The organism is Pseudomonas anguilliseptica, assembly GCF_021375795.1.
GTDB lineage: Bacteria > Pseudomonadota > Gammaproteobacteria > Pseudomonadales > Pseudomonadaceae > Aquipseudomonas > Aquipseudomonas anguilliseptica_A.
The window spans coordinates 213,978-230,623 of sequence record NZ_JAEIOI010000004.1 but is presented as its reverse complement, the minus strand read 5'-3'; the positions used below and the strand labels follow the sequence as shown (position 1 = coordinate 230,623).

The window sequence follows — 16,646 nt, the reverse complement described above, 5'->3', positions numbered from 1 at the left end:
CCGCGAGGACCGGTTTTTTATGCCTGAGGGCTTAGAACTTGTAGCCCAGGCCAACCATGTAAACGAACGGGTCTACGTCCACATCGACCTTGACCTTGTCGCCGAGGATGTTGGTGGTGCCGGTGGTGTCGATGTCGATGTAGCGCACCTGGGCGTTGAGCATGATGTTGTCAGTCAGCATGTAGTCCATGCCTACCTGTGCGGCCAGGCCCCAGGATTCCTTCATGTCCAGGCCGCTGAAACCTTTACCTTCCGCTTCGCTGCTCAGCTTGGTGTCGAAGAACCAAGTGTAGTTGATGCCTGCACCGACATAGGGCTGGAAGGCCGAGCTGGCATCCAGCGGGTAGTACACCACGCTCAGGGTCGGCGGCAGGTGTTTGAGGCTGCCCAGTTTGCCGTTGAGGCCAGCAAAGCCGCCCGGCATGCCTTTCACGCCGACGTCATGGCTGAACGGGGTGGCTGCCAGCAGCTCAATGCCGATGTTGTTGGTCAGCATGTAGGCGAAGTTCAGGCCCAACTGGGTGTCACTGTCCAGGGTGGCCTTGGTGCCGGCTACATCGGTACCCAGTGCGCCGACCCAGATGTCGCTGCTGCTTTCCTGCGGGTCAACGGTGATCGCACCGGCGCGCACGATGATGTCGCCAGCCTGGTGCGCGTGCGCCAGTGGGGCGGCAATGGCCAGTGCCAGCAATGAGGCAGTAAACAGAGATGTACGCATGATGTGCTCCCAAAAGCATCGGTTCGTATTGGCTGAATACGATGTTAGGGCGCGTGAGAATTCGGCTGTTGATCCAGCTCAATAAAGTAGCTTGCTATCAAAATAATCAGGTGGATGTAGCTTGTCGCGCACCCGTACCCCGGTGGCTTGGTATGCCTGAGTGGGGCTTTGCACCACTCATTCCTCGCCACAACAGCCGAGCAGCGTTTTGTTGGCTGACGGCTGCGCTGGGTTCTAGCTATCTGGCAGTTCGTAGGCGTAAATCTTCTCGGCTTCCATCTGGTAGCCGGCTTCGGCCAGCTCGCTGCTGGTCTGCTCAACTTTGAGCGGGCCTTCGATCCAGAACGGCTGGTACAGCGCATCCATCAGCACGCCCAGTTCGCTGGTGACGTGGACGATCTGGTTCGACGGTGGTGGCGGTACGTGGATGCAGGCGCCGAAGTACGGCACCAGCAGGAACTCGGTGACACGGCCTTCATCGGTGACATCCAGCGGTACGATATAGCCCGGCAGTTTGACCTGCTGGCCATCCAGTGCCTGCACCACCGGTGCTGCGGGCGACTGTTGCATGGCCGCCGGGCCTGACTCGGCGAGGGCATCGGCGAGCTGCGAGAGGTCATGGATCGGTGCCGGTTCCGTGCTTTGCGGCGGGGCGTCGGCCGGGACCATTTCCGACCAGGTCAGCTCGCGCACCTCGGCCGCGGCCAGCGGCAGGGCCAGGGTAAGCAGCAGGGTGGCGAGCAGGGAGCGGTGCATGCAAAAGCCTCATAAGCGGATCGATAAGCCATCGGCCAGGGATTGGCGGTACGCGCGCCAGGCCGGTACACAGCCCATCAGCAGGGCGGCGCTCAGGATAGCGCCGAGTAGCGTCCACTCATAGCGGGTTGGCAGATTCAGCGGCAGGTACAGGCCGTAATTCGCCTGCACATAGCCCTGCGCTCCGGCAATGCCCAGGTACAGCAACAGCAGACCGAGCAACACGCCGGCCAGGGCCAGGGCAAAGGCTTCGACGATCAGCAGACTGGCGATGTGCCAGGGCCGCGCGCCGACCGAACGTAGAATTGCCATCTCGCGACGGCGCTCGTTAAGGCTGGTGAGGATCGCCGTGAGCATGCCGATCAGTCCCGTCAGTACGACGAACAACGAAACCACAAACAGCGCCTTCTCGGCGGTGCCCATCAGGCTCCACAACTCCTGCAGCGCCACCCCGGGGAGGATTGCCAGCAGCGGTTCACCGCGAAATTCGTTGATCTCCCGTTGCAGGCTGAAGGTGGCGATCTTGCTGTTCAAACCCAGCATAAAGGCGGTGATCTGCTTGGGTTGCAGGTCCATGGCTCGCGCCTGCTCGGCACTGACCTTGGCCGCACCACGCGCGGGCATGCCGTTTTGCCAGTCGACATGCAGGGCCTCCATACCGGCCAGGGAAATATGCAGGGTACGGTCCACCGGTGTGCCGGTGCGTTTGAGGATGCCGACCACCTTGAACGGTTTGTCGTCATGCTTGACCAGGCTGATGGTGGCCACGCCATGGGCCAGCACCAGTTGCTGATCGAGCTGGTAGTTGAGCGCTTGCGCCACTTCCGCGCCGAGCACCACTTCGAATGGATCGTCGGCAAAGGCGCGGCCACTGCTCAGTTGCAGCGGTTGGCTGCGGGCGTAGCGGTAATGCTCGAAGTAGGCCGGGCTGGTGCCCATTACCCGGTAACCACGGTGCGAATCACCCAACGAGATCGGAATGGCCCATTTGACCTGACGGTGATTGGCAAACTGTTCGAAGCTTTCCCAGCGGATATTGTTGGTGGCATTACCGATGCGGAATACCGAGTACAGCAGCAGGTTCACGCTGCCTGAGCGCGCGCCGACAATCAGGTCGGTGCCGCTGATGGTGTTGGCAAAGCTAGCGCGGGCTTCGGTACGCACCCGCTCGACGGCAAGCAACAGGCATACAGAGAGCGCGATGGCGAACACCGTCAGCCAGGCGGTAAAGCGGCGGTTACCCAGGCTGGCCAGGGCGAGACGCAGTAGATACATCCTTAAATCTCCGTGAGCAGGCCGTTGAGAAACGTAGGTAGTTTCTCAATGGTCTGCGGGGCGAGTGGCTTTGTTCAGCTCCGCCAGCGACAGACTGCGGTCGAACAACCGCGCCAGGCTCTGGTCGTGGCTGACAAACAGCAGGCTGGAGCCGGCCTCGCGGCACTCGGCGAACAGCAGTTCGAGAAAGGCTTCGCGGGCATCGGCATCCAGCGCCGAGGTGGGCTCATCGGCAATCACCAACTCCGGTTGGCCGATCAGCGCGCGGGCGGCGGCGACGCGCTGTTGCTGGCCGATCGACAGATCACCGGCGCGGCGTTGCAGCAACTCTGGCTGGTGCAAACCCAGGTGGGCGAGCAGGGCGTTGGTGGCCTTGGTCACGCTGCCATGGCGCTGCACGGCGCGGCTGGCGCGCAGTTTGGAAAAGTGACAAGGCAGCTCGACGTTCTCGCGCACCGAGAGAAACGGCAGCAGGTTGAACTGCTGGAAGATATAGCCGGTGTGATCGACGCGGAAACGGTCGCGGGCGCTGGCGGACAGTGCGCTCAGGTTCTGATCGAGCAGGCGAATGCTGCCGCGATTGGGCTTCTGTACACCGCCGAGCAGGCCGAGCAGGGTGGTCTTGCCGCTGCCGCTGGGGCCTTTGAGAAACAGGCTTTCGCCGCGTTGCAGGGTGAAGGTGTCGATGTCCAGCAACTCGGGTTGGCCGGGCCAGGCAAAGCCGAGGTTGCAGAGGTGGATCAGGGCTGCACTCATAAAGTAAGCGGCCGGGTTACCCCGGCCGTTCTGCTGCAAAAAGGTGGTTAGAAACTCAGGGTCGGCTGTGCGGGCGTCAGCTCCAGGCCCTGTTGGCCGCTCGGGCCGATCAGTTGTACCTGAATTTTCTCGGTGGCGGGGAAGCGCTTGAACAGCTCGCCGAGGTTAAGTTGTTTCAATTCTTCAGGCTTCTGGCAGTCGAGGCTGTAGTGCGCGTGGATATCGCTGTGCTCGCTGTCTTTGCCGTGTTCGTGATGGTCGTTGTGGCTATGTTCAGTAAACAGTGGACTTTGCAGCTCTTGCTTGCTGACGTTGCAATCGCCGGCAGCCAGACCGAACAGCGCCTGCGGTTGTTCCAGCTGGCTGCGCGTAGCGGCAACCTTGGCTTTGTCAGCGTCAGTTTGGGCGGCATGCTCGAAACCCACCAGGTTCATCGCCGGGCTTTCCAGTTGCAATTCCAACACCTTGCCGTCGAGCACCACGTTGAGTTGCGCGGCGCCGTGTTCATGGGCATCCAGGCTACCGTGCTTGGCATGGTCATGGTCGTCGTGTTCATGACTGTGTGCGGCAGCGCCAGTGGCAAGGGGCAGTAGGGCAAACGGCAGGGCAAGTAGCAGGCGGCGCATGGCGATCTCCGATCAAGGATAATTGATTGTTACGTTATAACAACTTTGTGGCGGCCATGGCCAGCCTTGCTTGGCGACCTGCGGTGGACGTGGGAGCATGGCGGCTGATCAGTTGAGGGCAGAATGATGGTGCGAATTCGTGGGCAGATCGGCGCTTGGCCGGTGGATCTGACGGTAGAGCTGGATGCGCAGGACTGGGCGCAGCTGGCTCAGCACGTGAGCCTTGAAACGCCCGCTGTGTCGGCCGCGGTTGCCGCGCCAGTGGTCAATGATGCGCTGTGGCAAACCACTCTGCAGTTGTTGCGTCAGGCCGGGCAGATCGACGGGCCGCAGCTGCTCGGGCAACTGGCCGGGCTGGCGGGTGGCGAGGCGGCAGGCAAGCGCTTGCTGGTGCGGCTGCGCCATTGCGCGCAGGTGCGTATGGAAACCGGTGCCGATGCGCCGATCTATCACTGGATAGGTTAATTGATGCTCAAGCAGCTCAGGGGTAGGTGATCGAGCACCTGATCTGTCGCGGCTAAAGCCCTTCCCACAGGGATCGCTGTTCTCGTGGGCGGGGCTTTAGCCGCGCGGGGCTGTCTAGTAAATCGCCTGATACAGCTTGCGCCGGTAGGTGGTGACCAGCGGGTGGTCATTGCCCAGCAGGTCGAAGACTTGCAGCAGGGTCTTGTGTGCTGCGCCCTCGGCATAGCTGCGGTTGCGGATAAACAGCTTGAGCAGGGCGTCCAGCGCCGGTTCGTAGTGTTGGCGTGCCAGTTGCTGAATGGCGAGCTGGTAGCTTGCTTCATCATCGTCGGCATTTTGCGCCAGGCGGGTTTTCAGGCTGGCCACATCCGGCAGCTCAGTGGCCAGGCGCAGGAAGGTCAGCTGCGCGCGGGCACCGGCCAAGGCCTGTTTGTGCTCATCGCCTTTGACGGCGCCGAGCACTGCTTCCGCTTCGCCCAGCTCACCACGCTCGGCCAGGCAGCGCGCGTAGAGAATCAGCGCCGCGGCATGTTCGTTGTTTTCCGTCAGCAGCACCTTGAGCAGGGCTTCGGCATCGGCAAAGCGGCCTTCGCTGAACAGCGCCTGGGCAGCTTCCATTGGGTCAGCGGCGGCTGGCGCTGGTTCGGCCACGTGCGGTTTAAGCATTTCGCGAATCGCCGACTCTGGCTGCGCACCGGCAAAGCCATCGACCGGCTGGCCATTCTTGAACAGCACCACGGTCGGCAGGCTACGGATACCGAAACGGGCGACGATGTCCTGTTCGATATCGCAGTTGACCTTGGCCAGCAGCAATTCGCCGTTGTATTCCTCGGTGATCTTCGCCAGCAGCGGCATCAGTGCCTTGCACGGCGCGCACCAGTCGGCCCAGAAGTCCACCAGGACGGGCTTCTGGAAGGAGTTTTCGATCACCAGCTGTTCGAAGCTGGCGCTGCCGGAGATGTCGAAGATATAGGGCGAATCGCTCATGGTGGTTCTCGAAAGACGGGTGATTAAGCGGATTAATGTGGGCGCTTGGTGCGCGATACAAGGGCTGCTGGGCTGCGCTCGCTAGGTGCGCTGTGCATGATACAGGCTGACGTGGCGGAACTCGGCCGGTTCGGCCAGATCCGGCCAGGTACAGGCTTCGAGGATACCCAGACGCTGGTACAGCGGGTGCTGAAAGTCACGTACCCGCGAGTCCGCCACCAATGCTTCACGGCCACGGCTGAGAAATTGATCGAGCAGCGGCAGGTTGGCGCGGTCGTAGAGCACGTCGGCGACGATGATCAGGTCGAAGCGATCCGCCTCGGCGAAAAAGTCGGTTGAGTAACTCAGCTGCACATCATTCAGCGCGGCATTCGCCTGGCAGGCCTCGATAGCCAGAGGGTCGAGGTCGCATGCCACCACTTCCAGCGCGCCGGCCTTGGCCGCCGCAATCGCCGCCACACCGGAGCCCGCGCCGAAATCCAGCACACGTTTGCCGCGCACCCATTGCGGGTTTTCGGCTAACCAGCGTGCCAGGACCAGGCCGCTGGCCCAGCAGAAACACCAGTAGGGCGGTTCTTCGAGAATGCGCCGGGTTTCCTCCGGGCTGAAGGCGCGGTCCATGTTGTCGGCATCGATCAGCCACAGGCGAATAGCCGTGCCCGGCAGGGTTTCCGCGCTCAGTTGCGCATCACCGAGCAGGGCGCTCAGGGCCTGTTGCAGAGCAGCCGGAGCACTCACGGTGCGGGCACCAGACGCAGTTCGCCGAGGGCTTGGGTTTCGCCACGGGCAATGGGTTGCGGCGGCAGGCGCAGGATCAGCCGGCCGGCCTGGTTGGCGCGGCCGTGCAGTTCAACCCGACTGTGCTTGTTGAAGGTTTCCGGGTTGAAGGGCAGGTTAAACGCCAGCGGATTACCATTGCCACGCAACTGGATGCTGCCGATCAGCGCCTGTGGCCGGCCGCGCGCGTCGACTGCCAGCAGTGCCAGTTCCACATCGGCGGCGTTCGGCACATTGAGCAGGCTGCCGTTCAGTTCGCGCTGGTGGGCAGGTAATGGTGCGGGCGCGCTCGGCGTTGCGGGCGGCGCAACGGGGGTGGGCGCAGCAGGTGCCGGGCTGTCGCTGGCGCAGGCGCTCAGCAGGGCCAGCAGGCTCACTAGAATCAGCGGCCGAAACGGGGCATGGGCTTTCATCGGGGGAGCAACTCCGCTGTGGGGGACGGTCGCCTGTATACCGCAAAGGCCGCGGCTTGTCTTGCCTGTGGGATGCGCTACCATGGCTACCTTCGTTCTAAGGCTGGCCTTACTTATGCACTGTCCCTTCTGCGGTGCCAATGACACCAAAGTGATCGATTCGCGCCTGGTTGCCGAGGGCGAGCAGGTGCGCCGTCGCCGTGAATGCCTGGCCTGTGAAGAGCGCTTCACCACCTTCGAGACGGCCGAGCTGGTCATGCCTCGGTTGATCAAGCAGGACGGCAGTCGCCAGCCGTTCGACGAGGAGAAGCTGCGTGCCGGTATGCAGCGTGCGCTGGAGAAGCGCCCGGTGAGCATCGAGCGCCTGGAAGCGGCGATTGCGCATATCAAGCACAAGCTGCGCGCCACCGGCGAACGTGAGATCAAGTCGCTGGTGCTGGGTGAGCTGGTGATGGCCGAGTTGCAGAAGCTCGATGAAGTGGCCTATATCCGCTTTGCCTCGGTGTACAAGCGCTTTCAGGACCTCAACGAATTCCGTGAGGAAATCGACCGACTGTCCCGCGAACCCATCAAAGGTTGATGATGACTTCAGATCACGCCTGTATGGCGCGCGCGCTGGAACTGGCCCGAAAAGGCCTGTACTCCACTCACCCCAATCCGCGCGTTGGCTGCGTGATCGTTCGTGATGGCCGCATTGTTGGCGAAGGCTGGCATGCCCGTGCCGGCGAGCCGCATGCCGAAGTGCATGCACTGCGCCAGGCCGGCGACAAGGCGCGCGGCGCCACCGCTTATGTCACCCTGGAACCCTGCAGTCACCATGGGCGTACACCGCCGTGTGCCGATGCGTTGATCAATGCTGGCGTTGCCCGTGTGGTGGCGGCCATGCAGGACCCCAATCCGCAGGTTAGCGGTGATGGCCTGCTGCGCCTCATGCATGCCGGCATTGCGGTACAGAGCGGGGTGCTGGAAAGCGAGGCGCGTGCACTGAATGCCGGCTTTATCAAACGCATGGAGCAGGGGCTGCCGTTTGTTCGGGTCAAGCTGGCGATGAGCCTGGATGGGCGCACCGCCATGGCCAGTGGCGAAAGCCAGTGGATTACCGGGCCGGCGGCGCGCGCTGCGGTGCAGCGCCTGCGTGCGCGTTCCAGCGTGGTGCTGACGGGGGCCGACACGGTACTGGCCGATGATGCACGGTTGACCGTGCGCCCTGATGAGTTGGGCCTGGGAGCTGAGCTCAGTGCCTTGGCCCAGGCGCGGCCACCATTACGCGTGCTGGTAGATGGACGTTTGCGCGTGCCGCTCAGTGTGCCGTTTTTTCAGGCTGGCGCCGCATTGGTGGCGACCTGCGCCGCGGCGTCTGCGCGTGATCGCTATCTGGACGATGGGCACGAACTATTGGCGGTGCCGGGCAGTAACGGGCATGTTGACCTGCGCAAGCTACTGGTCGAGTTGGCGGCGCGTGGTGCCAACGAAGTGCTGGTGGAGGCCGGGCCACGTCTGGCCGGTGCCTTCGCCCGCTTGGGGCTGGTGGATGAGTACCAGCTGTTTGTTGCGCCCAAGCTGCTTGGATCCAGCGCGCGGCCGTTGCTTGATCTGCCGCTGGCGCGCATGGCCGATGCACCGGCGCTGAAAATTGTTGAGATGCGCGCGGTGGGTGATGACTGGCGCATTATTGCGGTGCCGCAGCCTGCGGGCTGATTACCGGCCAGGGCATGGGCCAGTGTGCACGTGGCAGATAGCATGTCATTCAGACGGCCGTTAGCCGGTGCAGGTTGGCGGCAATATGTGGTAAAACGCGTCTCGGCTGCGCAAGTAGTCAACGTTCTCAGGGCGGGGTGTGATTCCCCACCGGCGGTAATGGTTCGCAGAACCTAGCCCGCGAGCGCTCGCCACGGCTCCTGCCGCGCGAGGTCTAGCAGACCCGGTGTGATTCCGGGGCCGACGGTATAGTCCGGATAAAGAGAGAGCGGGATTCCCTCCACGGGCGCCTCGTGCGTGTCCGCGAAATCCCTATCGATCGGCATTGCCCTGTTTTTAATCAAAACAGGAGTTCGTCCATGCTGTTCCGCACCATCTTCAACGTGAAACCGGAGGGCGTATGTTCACCGGCATAATCGAAGCCATCGGCAGTATCCGCGCCATGACGCCGAAAGGCGGCGACGTGCGCGTCTACGTGGCCACCGGCAAACTCGATCTGGGCGACGTCAAGCTCGGCGACAGCATCGCCGTCAACGGCGTGTGCCTGACCGCAGTGGAACTGCCCGGCGACGGCTTCTGGGCCGACGTCAGCCGCGAGACGCTGGCACGCACCGCCTTTGTCGACCTCAAGCCCGGCAGCGCCGTTAATCTGGAAAAGGCCCTGACGCCGACCAGTCGCCTCGGCGGGCACTTGGTCAGCGGCCATGTCGACGGCGTCGGCGAGATCGTCTCGCGTGCCGATAACGCCCGTGCCGTGCAATTCAAGGTGCGCGCCCCGCGTGAACTGGCCAAGTACATCGCGCACAAGGGTTCGATCACTGTCGATGGCACCAGCCTGACCGTCAACGCGGTCGATGGCGCCGAGTTCGAGCTGACCATCGTGCCGCACACGCTGGCCGAGACCATCATGGTCGACTACCAGCCCGGACGTAAGGTCAACCTCGAGGTGGATCTGCTGGCGCGTTACCTGGAGCGTCTGCTGCTCGGTGACAAGGCCGCCGAACCCAAGGCCTCGGGCCTGACCGCAAGCTTTCTCGCCGAACACGGCTACCTGAATAATTGAGGAGACGCCCGATGGCGCTCAACACCGCTGAAGAACTGATCGAAGACATTCGCGCCGGCAAGATGGTCATCCTCATGGATGACGAAGACCGCGAAAACGAAGGCGACATCATCATTGCCTCCGAATGCGTGACGGCCGAGCACATCAACTTCATGGCGCGCTTCGCCCGTGGTCTGATCTGCATGCCCATGACCCGTGAGCGCTGCGAGCTGCTCAACCTGCCACTGATGGCGCCGCGCAACGGCTCCGGCTTCGGCACCAAATTCACCGTCTCCATCGAAGCTGCTGAAGGCGTGACCACCGGTATCTCCGCTGCTGACCGCGCGCGGACCGTGCAAGCTGCCGTGGCGCGTAATGCCGTGGCAGCGGATATCGTCAGCCCCGGTCATATCTTTCCGTTGATGGCTCAGCCCGGTGGCGTGCTGGCCCGTGCCGGCCACACCGAGGCGGCCTGCGACCTGGCACGCATGGGCGGTTTTGAGCCGAGCGGGGTGATCTGCGAGATCATGAACGACGACGGCACCATGGCCCGTCGTCCGGAACTGGAGAAATTCGCCGAAGAGCATGGCTTGAAAATCGGCACCATCGCCGACCTGATCCACTACCGCCTGATCCACGAGCGCACTGTCGAACGTGTCAGCGAGCAGCCGCTGGACACCGAGCTGGGCCAGTTCAACCTGGTGACATACCGCGATGGCGTGGAAAACACCGCGCACATGGCGCTGACCCTGGGCACGGTGTGTGCCGAAGAACCGACGCTGGTGCGGGTGCACAACATGGATCCACTGCGCGACCTGTTCATGGTCAACCAGCCAGGCCGCTGGAGCATGCGTGCCGCCATGGCTGAAGTGGCCAAGGCTGGCAGCGGCGTGGTGCTGCTGCTGGGCAATCCGCTGACCGGGCCGGAGCTGTTGGCACTGATCAGCCGTCAGCAGCCGGCTAATCCGGCAACCTACAGCACCGTGGGCGCGGGCTCGCAGATTCTGCGTGACCTCGGTGTGCGCAAGATGCGCCTGATGAGTTCGCCGATGAAGTTCAATGCAATATCCGGTTTCGACCTGGAAGTTGTAGAATACCTGCCCTCTAAATAATCCCAAGGGTCGCCGCTGGCGGCCCGGCTCTTTAATACAGACGAGATTCGCTATGACCCTGAAGACCATCGAAGGTACTTTTATTGCCCCCAAGGGCCGCTTTGCCCTGGTCGTTGGCCGCTTCAACAGCTTCGTCGTTGAAAGCCTGGTAAGCGGCGCGGTTGATGCCCTGGTGCGTCATGGCGTGAGCGAAAGCGACATCACCATCATCCGTGCGCCAGGCGCGTTCGAGATCCCGCTGGTAGCGCAGAAAGTCGCCCAGCGCAGTGAGTACGACGCGATCATCGCCCTCGGCGCAGTGATCCGTGGCGGTACCCCGCACTTCGAGTACGTGGCCGGTGAGTGCACCAAGGGCCTGGCTCAGGTGTCCATGGAGTTCGGCGTGCCGGTTGCGTTCGGCGTGCTGACTGTGGATTCCATCGAGCAAGCCATCGAACGTTCCGGCACCAAGGCCGGTAACAAAGGTGCCGAAGCTGCACTGTCGGCCCTGGAAATGGTCAGCCTGCTGGCGCAGTTGGAGGCCAAGTGAGCCAGAACGACAGTACCGTGCAACCGCCACAGGCGCCGAAAAAAGGCCCTAGCACCAAGACTCTTGCGCGCCGTCAGGCGCGCTCCCTGGCTATGCAGGCGCTGTATTCCTGGCACATGGCAGGCCAGTCGCTGAACGAAATCGAAGCGCAGTTCCGCGTCGATAACGATTTCAGCGCGGTCGACGGTGCCTACTTCCACGAGATCCTGCATGGCGTGCCACGCCAGAAGTCGGAGATCGATGGCGCGTTCGAGTCGCTGCTGGATCGTCCGCTGGACGAGATTGATCCGGTTGAGCTGTCGATCCTGCGTCTGTCGACCTACGAGCTGAAGAACCGTATCGATATCCCCTATCGCGTGGTGATCAACGAAGGCATCGAACTGGCCAAGGTATTCGGCGCCACTGACGGGCACAAATTCGTCAACGGCGTGCTGGACAAGCTGGCTCCGCGCTTGCGCGCGGATGAAGTTCGCGCCAACAAGCGTTAAGGTCTTTTGGGATGCTTGATTTACGATCTTGCGAGCTAGAGTCCTGCAAGGCAAAAGCAGGCGAGGACGCGGAGTGTGCTGTAGCACATGAGCATTCCGAGTCTGCTTTTAACGCAGCAGGGCCGACGCGCAGCAGATCGTTGCCATCTCATGGGTGAGTTCGAGCTGATCCGTCATTACTTCGCCGCTGCGTCCTGTGCGCAGGCTGGCGAAGCTGTGGCGTTGGGCATCGGTGATGACTGTGCCCTGTTGGAGTTGCCGGCTGGCGAGCAGTTGGCAATCTCCACCGACACCCTGGTAAGCGGGGTGCATTTTCCCGATTCTGCCGATCCTTTCCTGCTGGGCCAGCGTGCGCTGGGCGTTTCAGTCAGCGATCTGGCTGCCATGGGCGCTACGCCTGTCGGCTTTACCCTGGCTCTGACCTTGCCTGGCGCGGAAGCGAGCTGGCTGGAAGCCTTTGCCCGTGGCCTGGACCAGATGGCCCAGCGTTGCGCCATTCGCCTGATCGGCGGTGACACCACCCGTGGCCCATTGAGTCTTACCCTGACGGTTTTCGGGCGTGTGCCCAGCGGTATGGCGCTGACCCGCAAGGGCGCGCAAGTCGGAGATCTGCTGTGTGTCGGCGGTGAGCTCGGTGATGCTGCAGGTGCCTTGCCGCTGGTGCTGGGGCAGCAGTGCGCTGATTCGGCGCAGGCCGCAGCATTGCTGGCGCGCTACTGGTCGCCATTGCCACAGCTGGCGTTGGGGCAGGCGTTGCGTGGCAAGGCCAGTGCGGCGCTGGACATCTCCGACGGCCTGCTGGCCGATTGTGGGCATATCGCCGCCGCTTCGGGTGTGGCGTTGTTGATTGAGCAGGCGCGGGTGCCGCTATCCGACGCCTTGCGGGCGCAGGTTGGCGATATTGAAGCATTGCAATGTGCGCTAAGCGGTGGTGATGACTACCGCCTGGCCTTTACCCTGCCACCTGAGCATCTGGCGGATATGCAGCTAGCCGGTCTCCCGGTGCAGGTGATTGGCCGCGTCGCCGCCGGCCAGGGGGTGACCCTGCTGGACGCGCAGGGTCAGCCTGTAGAGCCGCCTCGGCGTGGTTATCAACATTTTGGAAGTGCCAGTGACTGATCATCCCAAGCAAGTTCCCGCCGAGTTCGTGCCGCCTTCGGTATGGCGTAACCCCTGGCATTTTCTGGCCTTCGGCTTCGGTTCCGGTACGTTGCCGAAAGCGCCAGGCACCTGGGGCTCGCTGGTTGCCCTGCCGTTTATCCCGTTGTGGCAGATGCTCCCAGACTGGGGCTACTGGCTGATGCTGGGCGTCACCATGCTGTTTGGCTTCTGGCTGTGCGGCAAGGTGGCCGACGACCTGCGCGTGCACGATCATGAAGGCATCGTCTGGGACGAAATGGTCGGCATGTGGATCACCCTCTGGCTGGTTCCTCACGGCTGGGGCTGGCTGCTGCTAGGCTTTTTACTGTTTCGCGTGTTCGACATCCTCAAACCCTGGCCGATTCGCTGGGTCGACCGGCATGTACACGGCGGCGTGGGCATCATGCTCGACGACGTGCTGGCGGGGGTATTTGCCTGGATGACCCTGCAGTTGATCGTCTGGGGCTGGGCGAATGGATTGGCGGCTGCGCTGGGCTGGTAGCAAGGGAGGCGCGGTTGATGGGACGCTGCTGGGGCTGGGTGCTAGGGGCAGTCATGAGCGTGATCAGTTCGCTGGCCAGCGCGGCTGACCCCACGCAGGTACGGATTGCCGCGGAAATCTGGCCAGACCATACCGAAGCCGATGGCACTGGCATGGCCTGGGACATTTTTCGCCTGGTCTTTGAACCAGCGGGTGTGCAGTTGCAGGCCCAGCATGTGCCCTATACCCGTTCAATTGGCCTGGTTCAGCGCGGCGAGGCTGACGCCTGGGTGGGTTCTTACCTCAATGAAGTGCAGCATCAGGTGTTCTATCCGCGCTGGAACTATGACTTCGATGAGATCGTGGCTCTGGGCTTGAGCAGTGCCCCTGTGCCTACGCTGGACAACCTGGGGGCGTCCCGCCTGGTCTGGGTGCGGGGTTATGAGTACCAGCGCTATTTGCCAAATTTGCACCAGTACCGCGAAGTGATTCGTCGTAGCGGTATCCTCGGCATGCTCGACCAGGGGCATGCTGATTTCTACATCGATGCCTTGGGTGAGGTCAGCGATATTCTCGCGACCTCTGCCGAGCCGTCGCGCTATCGCCTGACCCACTTGACCAACTTGCCGCTGTACCTGGGGTTTGCCGATACCCCTCGTGGGCGAGCCCTGGCGGAGTTGTTTGACCAGCGCATGGAGTTGCTGGTGGCCGATGGCAGCCTGCGGCCGATTTTCAAGCACTGGCAGCAGCCTTATCCCTTTGACTGATCCCTGCGAGACCATAGATGCGCGTGTTTAAACTGATCGCTACAAGCCTGTTGCTGTGCAGCGCCGTTGCATCGGCTGCCCCGCAGGTGCGGGTTGTCGGCCTGTTTCCCGGGGCCGCGGTGCTGAATGTCGACGGCCAGCGCAAACTGGTCAAAGTGGGTCAGACTGGCCCGGCAGGCGTGGTGGTGGTCAGCGCGGACAGCCGTGGCGCGGTGTTGCGAGTGGATGGCGTTGAACGCAGTTACAGCCTTAGCCGTGAATACAGCGATGGTTTTGCCGAAGCGCAGAAAAAACAGCTGAGCATTGCCAAGGGCATCGGCGGGCACTACTGGATTGCCGGCTCGGTGAATGGTCATCCGATCCAGTTTCTGGTGGACACCGGCGCCACCTCGGTGGCACTGAATGATGAGCATGCGCGCCGTCTGGGCATCGACTATCGCGCTATCGGCGTACCTTTGCAGGTCAGTACGGCCAGTGGTACTGCACGCGGCTGGCGGGTAAGTCTGGATCGGGTCAAGGTCGGTGAGCTGGAGGTACTGGGCGTTGAAGCCGTGGTGCTGGAAGGCGGCTCGCCTGCCGAGGCCTTGCTGGGTATGAGCTTTCTCGGTCGGGTTGGCTGGAAAGTGGAGCAGGATATGCTGGTGCTGGAGTCCAAGTACTAGCCCCCCATGTGTTTGCTCGATTCTTATCATCAGTAATTCAGGCTAAGCGGCTGCCAGGGCCTGCTGTTACAATGCCGGCCTTATTCTTTCTGCCATTTATCTTTAGGAGCATCCGGTGTCCGTCGTGTTTGTCGCCGCCTCCCAACTGCCCACGCCCTTTGGCGTGTTCACCATGCATGGCTTCCTTGAAGAGGCCACGGGCAAGGAGCATGTTGCCCTGACCTTTGGTGATGTGGCCGATGGCGCGCCCGTACTGGGCCGTTTGCACTCTGAATGCCTGACCGGTGATGCGCTGTTCAGCCTGCGTTGTGATTGTGGTTTTCAGCTGGAAGCGGCCTTGCGCGCGATTGCCAGCGAAGGCCGTGGCGTGCTGCTTTATCTGCGTCAGGAAGGCCGGGGTATTGGCCTGCTGAACAAGATTCGCGCCTATGAGTTGCAGGACGGTGGCGCCGATACCGTGGAAGCCAACGAGCGTCTGGGCTTCGGGGCCGATCAGCGCGACTATGCGATCTGCTTGCCGATGCTCGACCATCTGCGCATCAGCCAGCTCAAGCTGATGACCAACAACCCGCGCAAGGTCAAGGCGCTGGGTGATATGGGCATCAATGTGGCGAGCCGCGTGCCGCTGCAGATCGATCACAATCCGCACAACAAGAAATACCTGGCGACCAAGGCCGGCAAACTCGGGCATATGCTCGGCAGCCTGCACCAGGGCGAGGTCGAGGAAAGCCTGTGACGCGCGGCGAAGTGCGCCGTCGGCTGGCGCTGGAGTGGTGGCGGCAATTGGCCGTGACCCTGGCCCCGTTGTTTGTGCTCAACCTGCTGTTTGGTGCCGGTCAGCAGACCGGTTTGCTGACCATGCCGCTGTTTATCGCCGGCCTGGCTTCGATGTTCGTCAGCCTGCCGCTGTTCAGCGGTTACAAGCGCGCGCTGGTGGCCACGGAAAAAACCCTCGACAGCCCGGCTGAACACGATGCCTGGCTGGAACTGACCCGGGTACGGCGCCTGGCTCTGCTGGGTGCGGCCTTACCAGCCTGGATCGCTGCCCTTGCGGTCTTCGCCGGGCTTGAGGCGATCCCGCTGATTCTGCTGGCGCTGTCCAGCATCGTTCTGCTGTACCTCTATCGCATCCCTCGCCAACTCGGCTGATGCGCACGCTGATGCTCTGCATGCTGCTGTCGCTGGCCTGGCCGGTGGCAGCTGCTTCGCGGGTAGTCACCCTGGCGCCATCGCTGACCGAAATCGTCCTCGAGCTTGAGGCTGGCGATCTGCTGGTCGGGCTGCTGGATGGCGGTGAGCGACCTGCTGCGGTGAAACATCTGCCCTCGGTGGGCAATTTTGGCCAGCTGGAACTGGAGAGCCTGTTGCAGTTGCAGCCTGACCTGGTGTTGCTATGGCCGGACAGCATCAGCAGTGCGCAACGTCAGCAGCTGCAACGTCTGGGTATTCCAGTGCTGGTGATCGAACCGCGCAAGTTGGCCGACCTGGCCGGGCAGTTTGCCGAGATCGGCGCACGGATTGGCCGTCCTGAGCAGGGCCAACGCCTGCAACAACGCTTCAACCAAGGCCTGCAACAGCTGAGTCAGCGTTATCGACGTGAGCAGCCGCTGCGCCTGTTCTATCAGGTCTGGGATGTGCCGCTGTACACCATCGGCGGCCAGCAAATCATCAGCGATGCCCTGGAGGTATGCGGGGCGCGCAATATCTTTGCCGAGCTGAGCTTGCCGGCCCCGCAGGTCAGCGTAGAAGCGGTACTTGAGCGCAATCCCGAGGTGATTCTGGCCGGCGTACAGCAGCAGTTGGATGCCTGGCGCATCTGGCCGGGCCTAACGGCTGTCGAGCGCGAGCAACTCTGGCTGGTACCGGACAACGGCCTGGAACGGCCGAGTTTTCAGATGCTGGGGGCGATGGAGAAGTTGTGTGAGCGTTTGGCGCAGGCGCGTTAGCTGTAGCC

General features: G+C 62.4%; 22 protein-coding genes and 1 riboswitch. Of the genes, 14 read left to right on the top strand and 8 right to left on the bottom strand.

Going from position 1 to position 16,646, the window contains the following annotated elements:
* Nucleotides 1-31: 31 nt before the first annotated feature.
* From IOD17_RS15770 to IOD17_RS15750, 5 genes are all read right to left on the bottom strand, one after another.
* Nucleotides 32-718, bottom strand: coding sequence for an OmpW/AlkL family protein (locus IOD17_RS15770; protein WP_233686003.1), 687 nt, complete (start codon nucleotides 716-718; stop codon nucleotides 32-34).
* 234 nt (nucleotides 719-952) lie between these two features.
* The gene (locus IOD17_RS15765; protein ID WP_233686002.1) at nucleotides 953-1,474 is read right to left on the bottom strand and encodes a DUF3299 domain-containing protein; all 522 of its coding nucleotides are present in this window, start codon (nucleotides 1,472-1,474) and stop codon (nucleotides 953-955) included.
* 9 nt (nucleotides 1,475-1,483) lie between these two features.
* Nucleotides 1,484-2,749, bottom strand: coding sequence for an ABC transporter permease (locus tag IOD17_RS15760; protein ID WP_233686001.1), 1,266 nt, complete (start codon nucleotides 2,747-2,749; stop codon nucleotides 1,484-1,486).
* 45 nt (nucleotides 2,750-2,794) lie between these two features.
* Nucleotides 2,795-3,505: an ABC transporter ATP-binding protein gene (locus IOD17_RS15755; RefSeq protein WP_233686000.1), complete on the bottom strand. Its 711-nt coding sequence runs from the start codon at nucleotides 3,503-3,505 to the stop codon at nucleotides 2,795-2,797.
* Between the two features lie 47 nt (nucleotides 3,506-3,552).
* Nucleotides 3,553-4,131: a DUF2796 domain-containing protein gene (locus IOD17_RS15750; protein WP_233685999.1), complete on the bottom strand. Its 579-nt coding sequence runs from the start codon at nucleotides 4,129-4,131 to the stop codon at nucleotides 3,553-3,555.
* A 126-nt stretch (nucleotides 4,132-4,257) separates the two neighbouring features.
* Between IOD17_RS15750 and IOD17_RS15745 the strand changes: the two genes are divergently transcribed.
* Nucleotides 4,258-4,596, top strand: a complete 339-nt coding sequence (locus IOD17_RS15745; protein WP_233686033.1) for a hypothetical protein — start codon at nucleotides 4,258-4,260, stop codon at nucleotides 4,594-4,596.
* A gap of 114 nt (nucleotides 4,597-4,710) precedes the next feature.
* Here the strand turns inward: IOD17_RS15745 and trxA are convergent, their stop codons facing one another.
* The 3 genes from trxA to IOD17_RS15730 form a co-directional block, all read right to left on the bottom strand.
* Complete coding sequence (gene trxA / locus IOD17_RS15740; protein ID WP_233685998.1) at nucleotides 4,711-5,583, bottom strand: thioredoxin; 873 nt, start codon at nucleotides 5,581-5,583, stop codon at nucleotides 4,711-4,713.
* Between the two features lie 81 nt (nucleotides 5,584-5,664).
* Nucleotides 5,665-6,321: a class I SAM-dependent methyltransferase gene (locus IOD17_RS15735; RefSeq protein ID WP_233685997.1), complete on the bottom strand. Its 657-nt coding sequence runs from the start codon at nucleotides 6,319-6,321 to the stop codon at nucleotides 5,665-5,667.
* The gene (locus IOD17_RS15730) at nucleotides 6,318-6,773 is read right to left on the bottom strand and encodes a YbaY family lipoprotein (protein ID WP_233685996.1); all 456 of its coding nucleotides are present in this window, start codon (nucleotides 6,771-6,773) and stop codon (nucleotides 6,318-6,320) included. The genes IOD17_RS15735 and IOD17_RS15730 overlap by 4 nt, the downstream gene beginning before the upstream one ends.
* Before the next feature lie 115 nt (nucleotides 6,774-6,888).
* Here IOD17_RS15730 and nrdR point away from each other — a divergent pair, with 115 nt between their 5' ends.
* The 13 genes from nrdR to IOD17_RS15665 all read left to right on the top strand — a co-directional run bounded on the left by nrdR (nucleotide 6,889) and on the right by IOD17_RS15665 (nucleotide 16,638).
* Nucleotides 6,889-7,353: a transcriptional regulator NrdR gene (gene nrdR, locus IOD17_RS15725; RefSeq protein WP_233685995.1), complete on the top strand. Its 465-nt coding sequence runs from the start codon at nucleotides 6,889-6,891 to the stop codon at nucleotides 7,351-7,353.
* Nucleotides 7,353-8,471, top strand: coding sequence for a bifunctional diaminohydroxyphosphoribosylaminopyrimidine deaminase/5-amino-6-(5-phosphoribosylamino)uracil reductase RibD (gene ribD / locus IOD17_RS15720; protein WP_233685994.1), 1,119 nt, complete (start codon nucleotides 7,353-7,355; stop codon nucleotides 8,469-8,471). Before nrdR ends, ribD begins: the two co-directional genes overlap by 1 nt.
* 119 nt (nucleotides 8,472-8,590) lie before the next feature.
* Nucleotides 8,591-8,745: riboswitch (FMN riboswitch) on the top strand.
* A gap of 126 nt (nucleotides 8,746-8,871) precedes the next feature.
* Nucleotides 8,872-9,534, top strand: a complete 663-nt coding sequence (locus IOD17_RS15715; RefSeq protein WP_233685993.1) for a riboflavin synthase — start codon at nucleotides 8,872-8,874, stop codon at nucleotides 9,532-9,534.
* An 11-nt stretch (nucleotides 9,535-9,545) separates the two neighbouring features.
* Entirely contained in the window at nucleotides 9,546-10,625 is a 1,080-nt protein-coding gene (ribBA, locus tag IOD17_RS15710) for a bifunctional 3,4-dihydroxy-2-butanone-4-phosphate synthase/GTP cyclohydrolase II (protein WP_233685992.1), read from the top strand.
* Between the two features lie 52 nt (nucleotides 10,626-10,677).
* A complete protein-coding gene (gene ribE, locus IOD17_RS15705) occupies nucleotides 10,678-11,154 on the top strand; it encodes a 6,7-dimethyl-8-ribityllumazine synthase (protein WP_233685991.1) in 477 nt (158 codons plus the stop codon).
* Nucleotides 11,155-11,171: 17 nt separating this feature from the next.
* Nucleotides 11,172-11,642 (top strand): transcription antitermination factor NusB, encoded by a 471-nt coding sequence (gene nusB, locus IOD17_RS15700; protein WP_233686032.1) that lies wholly within the window; start codon nucleotides 11,172-11,174, stop codon nucleotides 11,640-11,642.
* A gap of 150 nt (nucleotides 11,643-11,792) precedes the next feature.
* Nucleotides 11,793-12,761, top strand: a complete 969-nt coding sequence (thiL, locus tag IOD17_RS15695) for a thiamine-phosphate kinase (RefSeq protein WP_233685990.1) — start codon at nucleotides 11,793-11,795, stop codon at nucleotides 12,759-12,761.
* Nucleotides 12,754-13,284, top strand: coding sequence for a phosphatidylglycerophosphatase A (locus tag IOD17_RS15690; RefSeq protein WP_233685989.1), 531 nt, complete (start codon nucleotides 12,754-12,756; stop codon nucleotides 13,282-13,284). The genes thiL and IOD17_RS15690 overlap by 8 nt, the downstream gene beginning before the upstream one ends.
* A gap of 53 nt (nucleotides 13,285-13,337) precedes the next feature.
* Nucleotides 13,338-14,030 carry a substrate-binding periplasmic protein gene (locus tag IOD17_RS15685; protein ID WP_233685988.1) on the top strand — a complete coding sequence of 231 codons (693 nt, stop codon included), beginning with the start codon at nucleotides 13,338-13,340 and terminating at the stop codon, nucleotides 14,028-14,030.
* A 17-nt stretch (nucleotides 14,031-14,047) separates the two neighbouring features.
* The gene (locus IOD17_RS15680) at nucleotides 14,048-14,692 is read left to right on the top strand and encodes a retropepsin-like aspartic protease family protein (protein WP_233685987.1); all 645 of its coding nucleotides are present in this window, start codon (nucleotides 14,048-14,050) and stop codon (nucleotides 14,690-14,692) included.
* A 115-nt stretch (nucleotides 14,693-14,807) separates the two neighbouring features.
* Nucleotides 14,808-15,428 carry a GTP cyclohydrolase II gene (ribA, locus tag IOD17_RS15675; protein WP_233685986.1) on the top strand — a complete coding sequence of 207 codons (621 nt, stop codon included), beginning with the start codon at nucleotides 14,808-14,810 and terminating at the stop codon, nucleotides 15,426-15,428.
* On the top strand, nucleotides 15,425-15,841 hold the full coding sequence (locus tag IOD17_RS15670; RefSeq protein WP_233685985.1) for an MFS transporter: 417 nt from the start codon (nucleotides 15,425-15,427) through the stop codon (nucleotides 15,839-15,841). The genes ribA and IOD17_RS15670 overlap by 4 nt, the downstream gene beginning before the upstream one ends.
* Nucleotides 15,841-16,638 (top strand): cobalamin-binding protein, encoded by a 798-nt coding sequence (locus IOD17_RS15665; RefSeq protein ID WP_233685984.1) that lies wholly within the window; start codon nucleotides 15,841-15,843, stop codon nucleotides 16,636-16,638. Before IOD17_RS15670 ends, IOD17_RS15665 begins: the two co-directional genes overlap by 1 nt.
* Nucleotides 16,639-16,646: the final 8 nt, after the last annotated feature.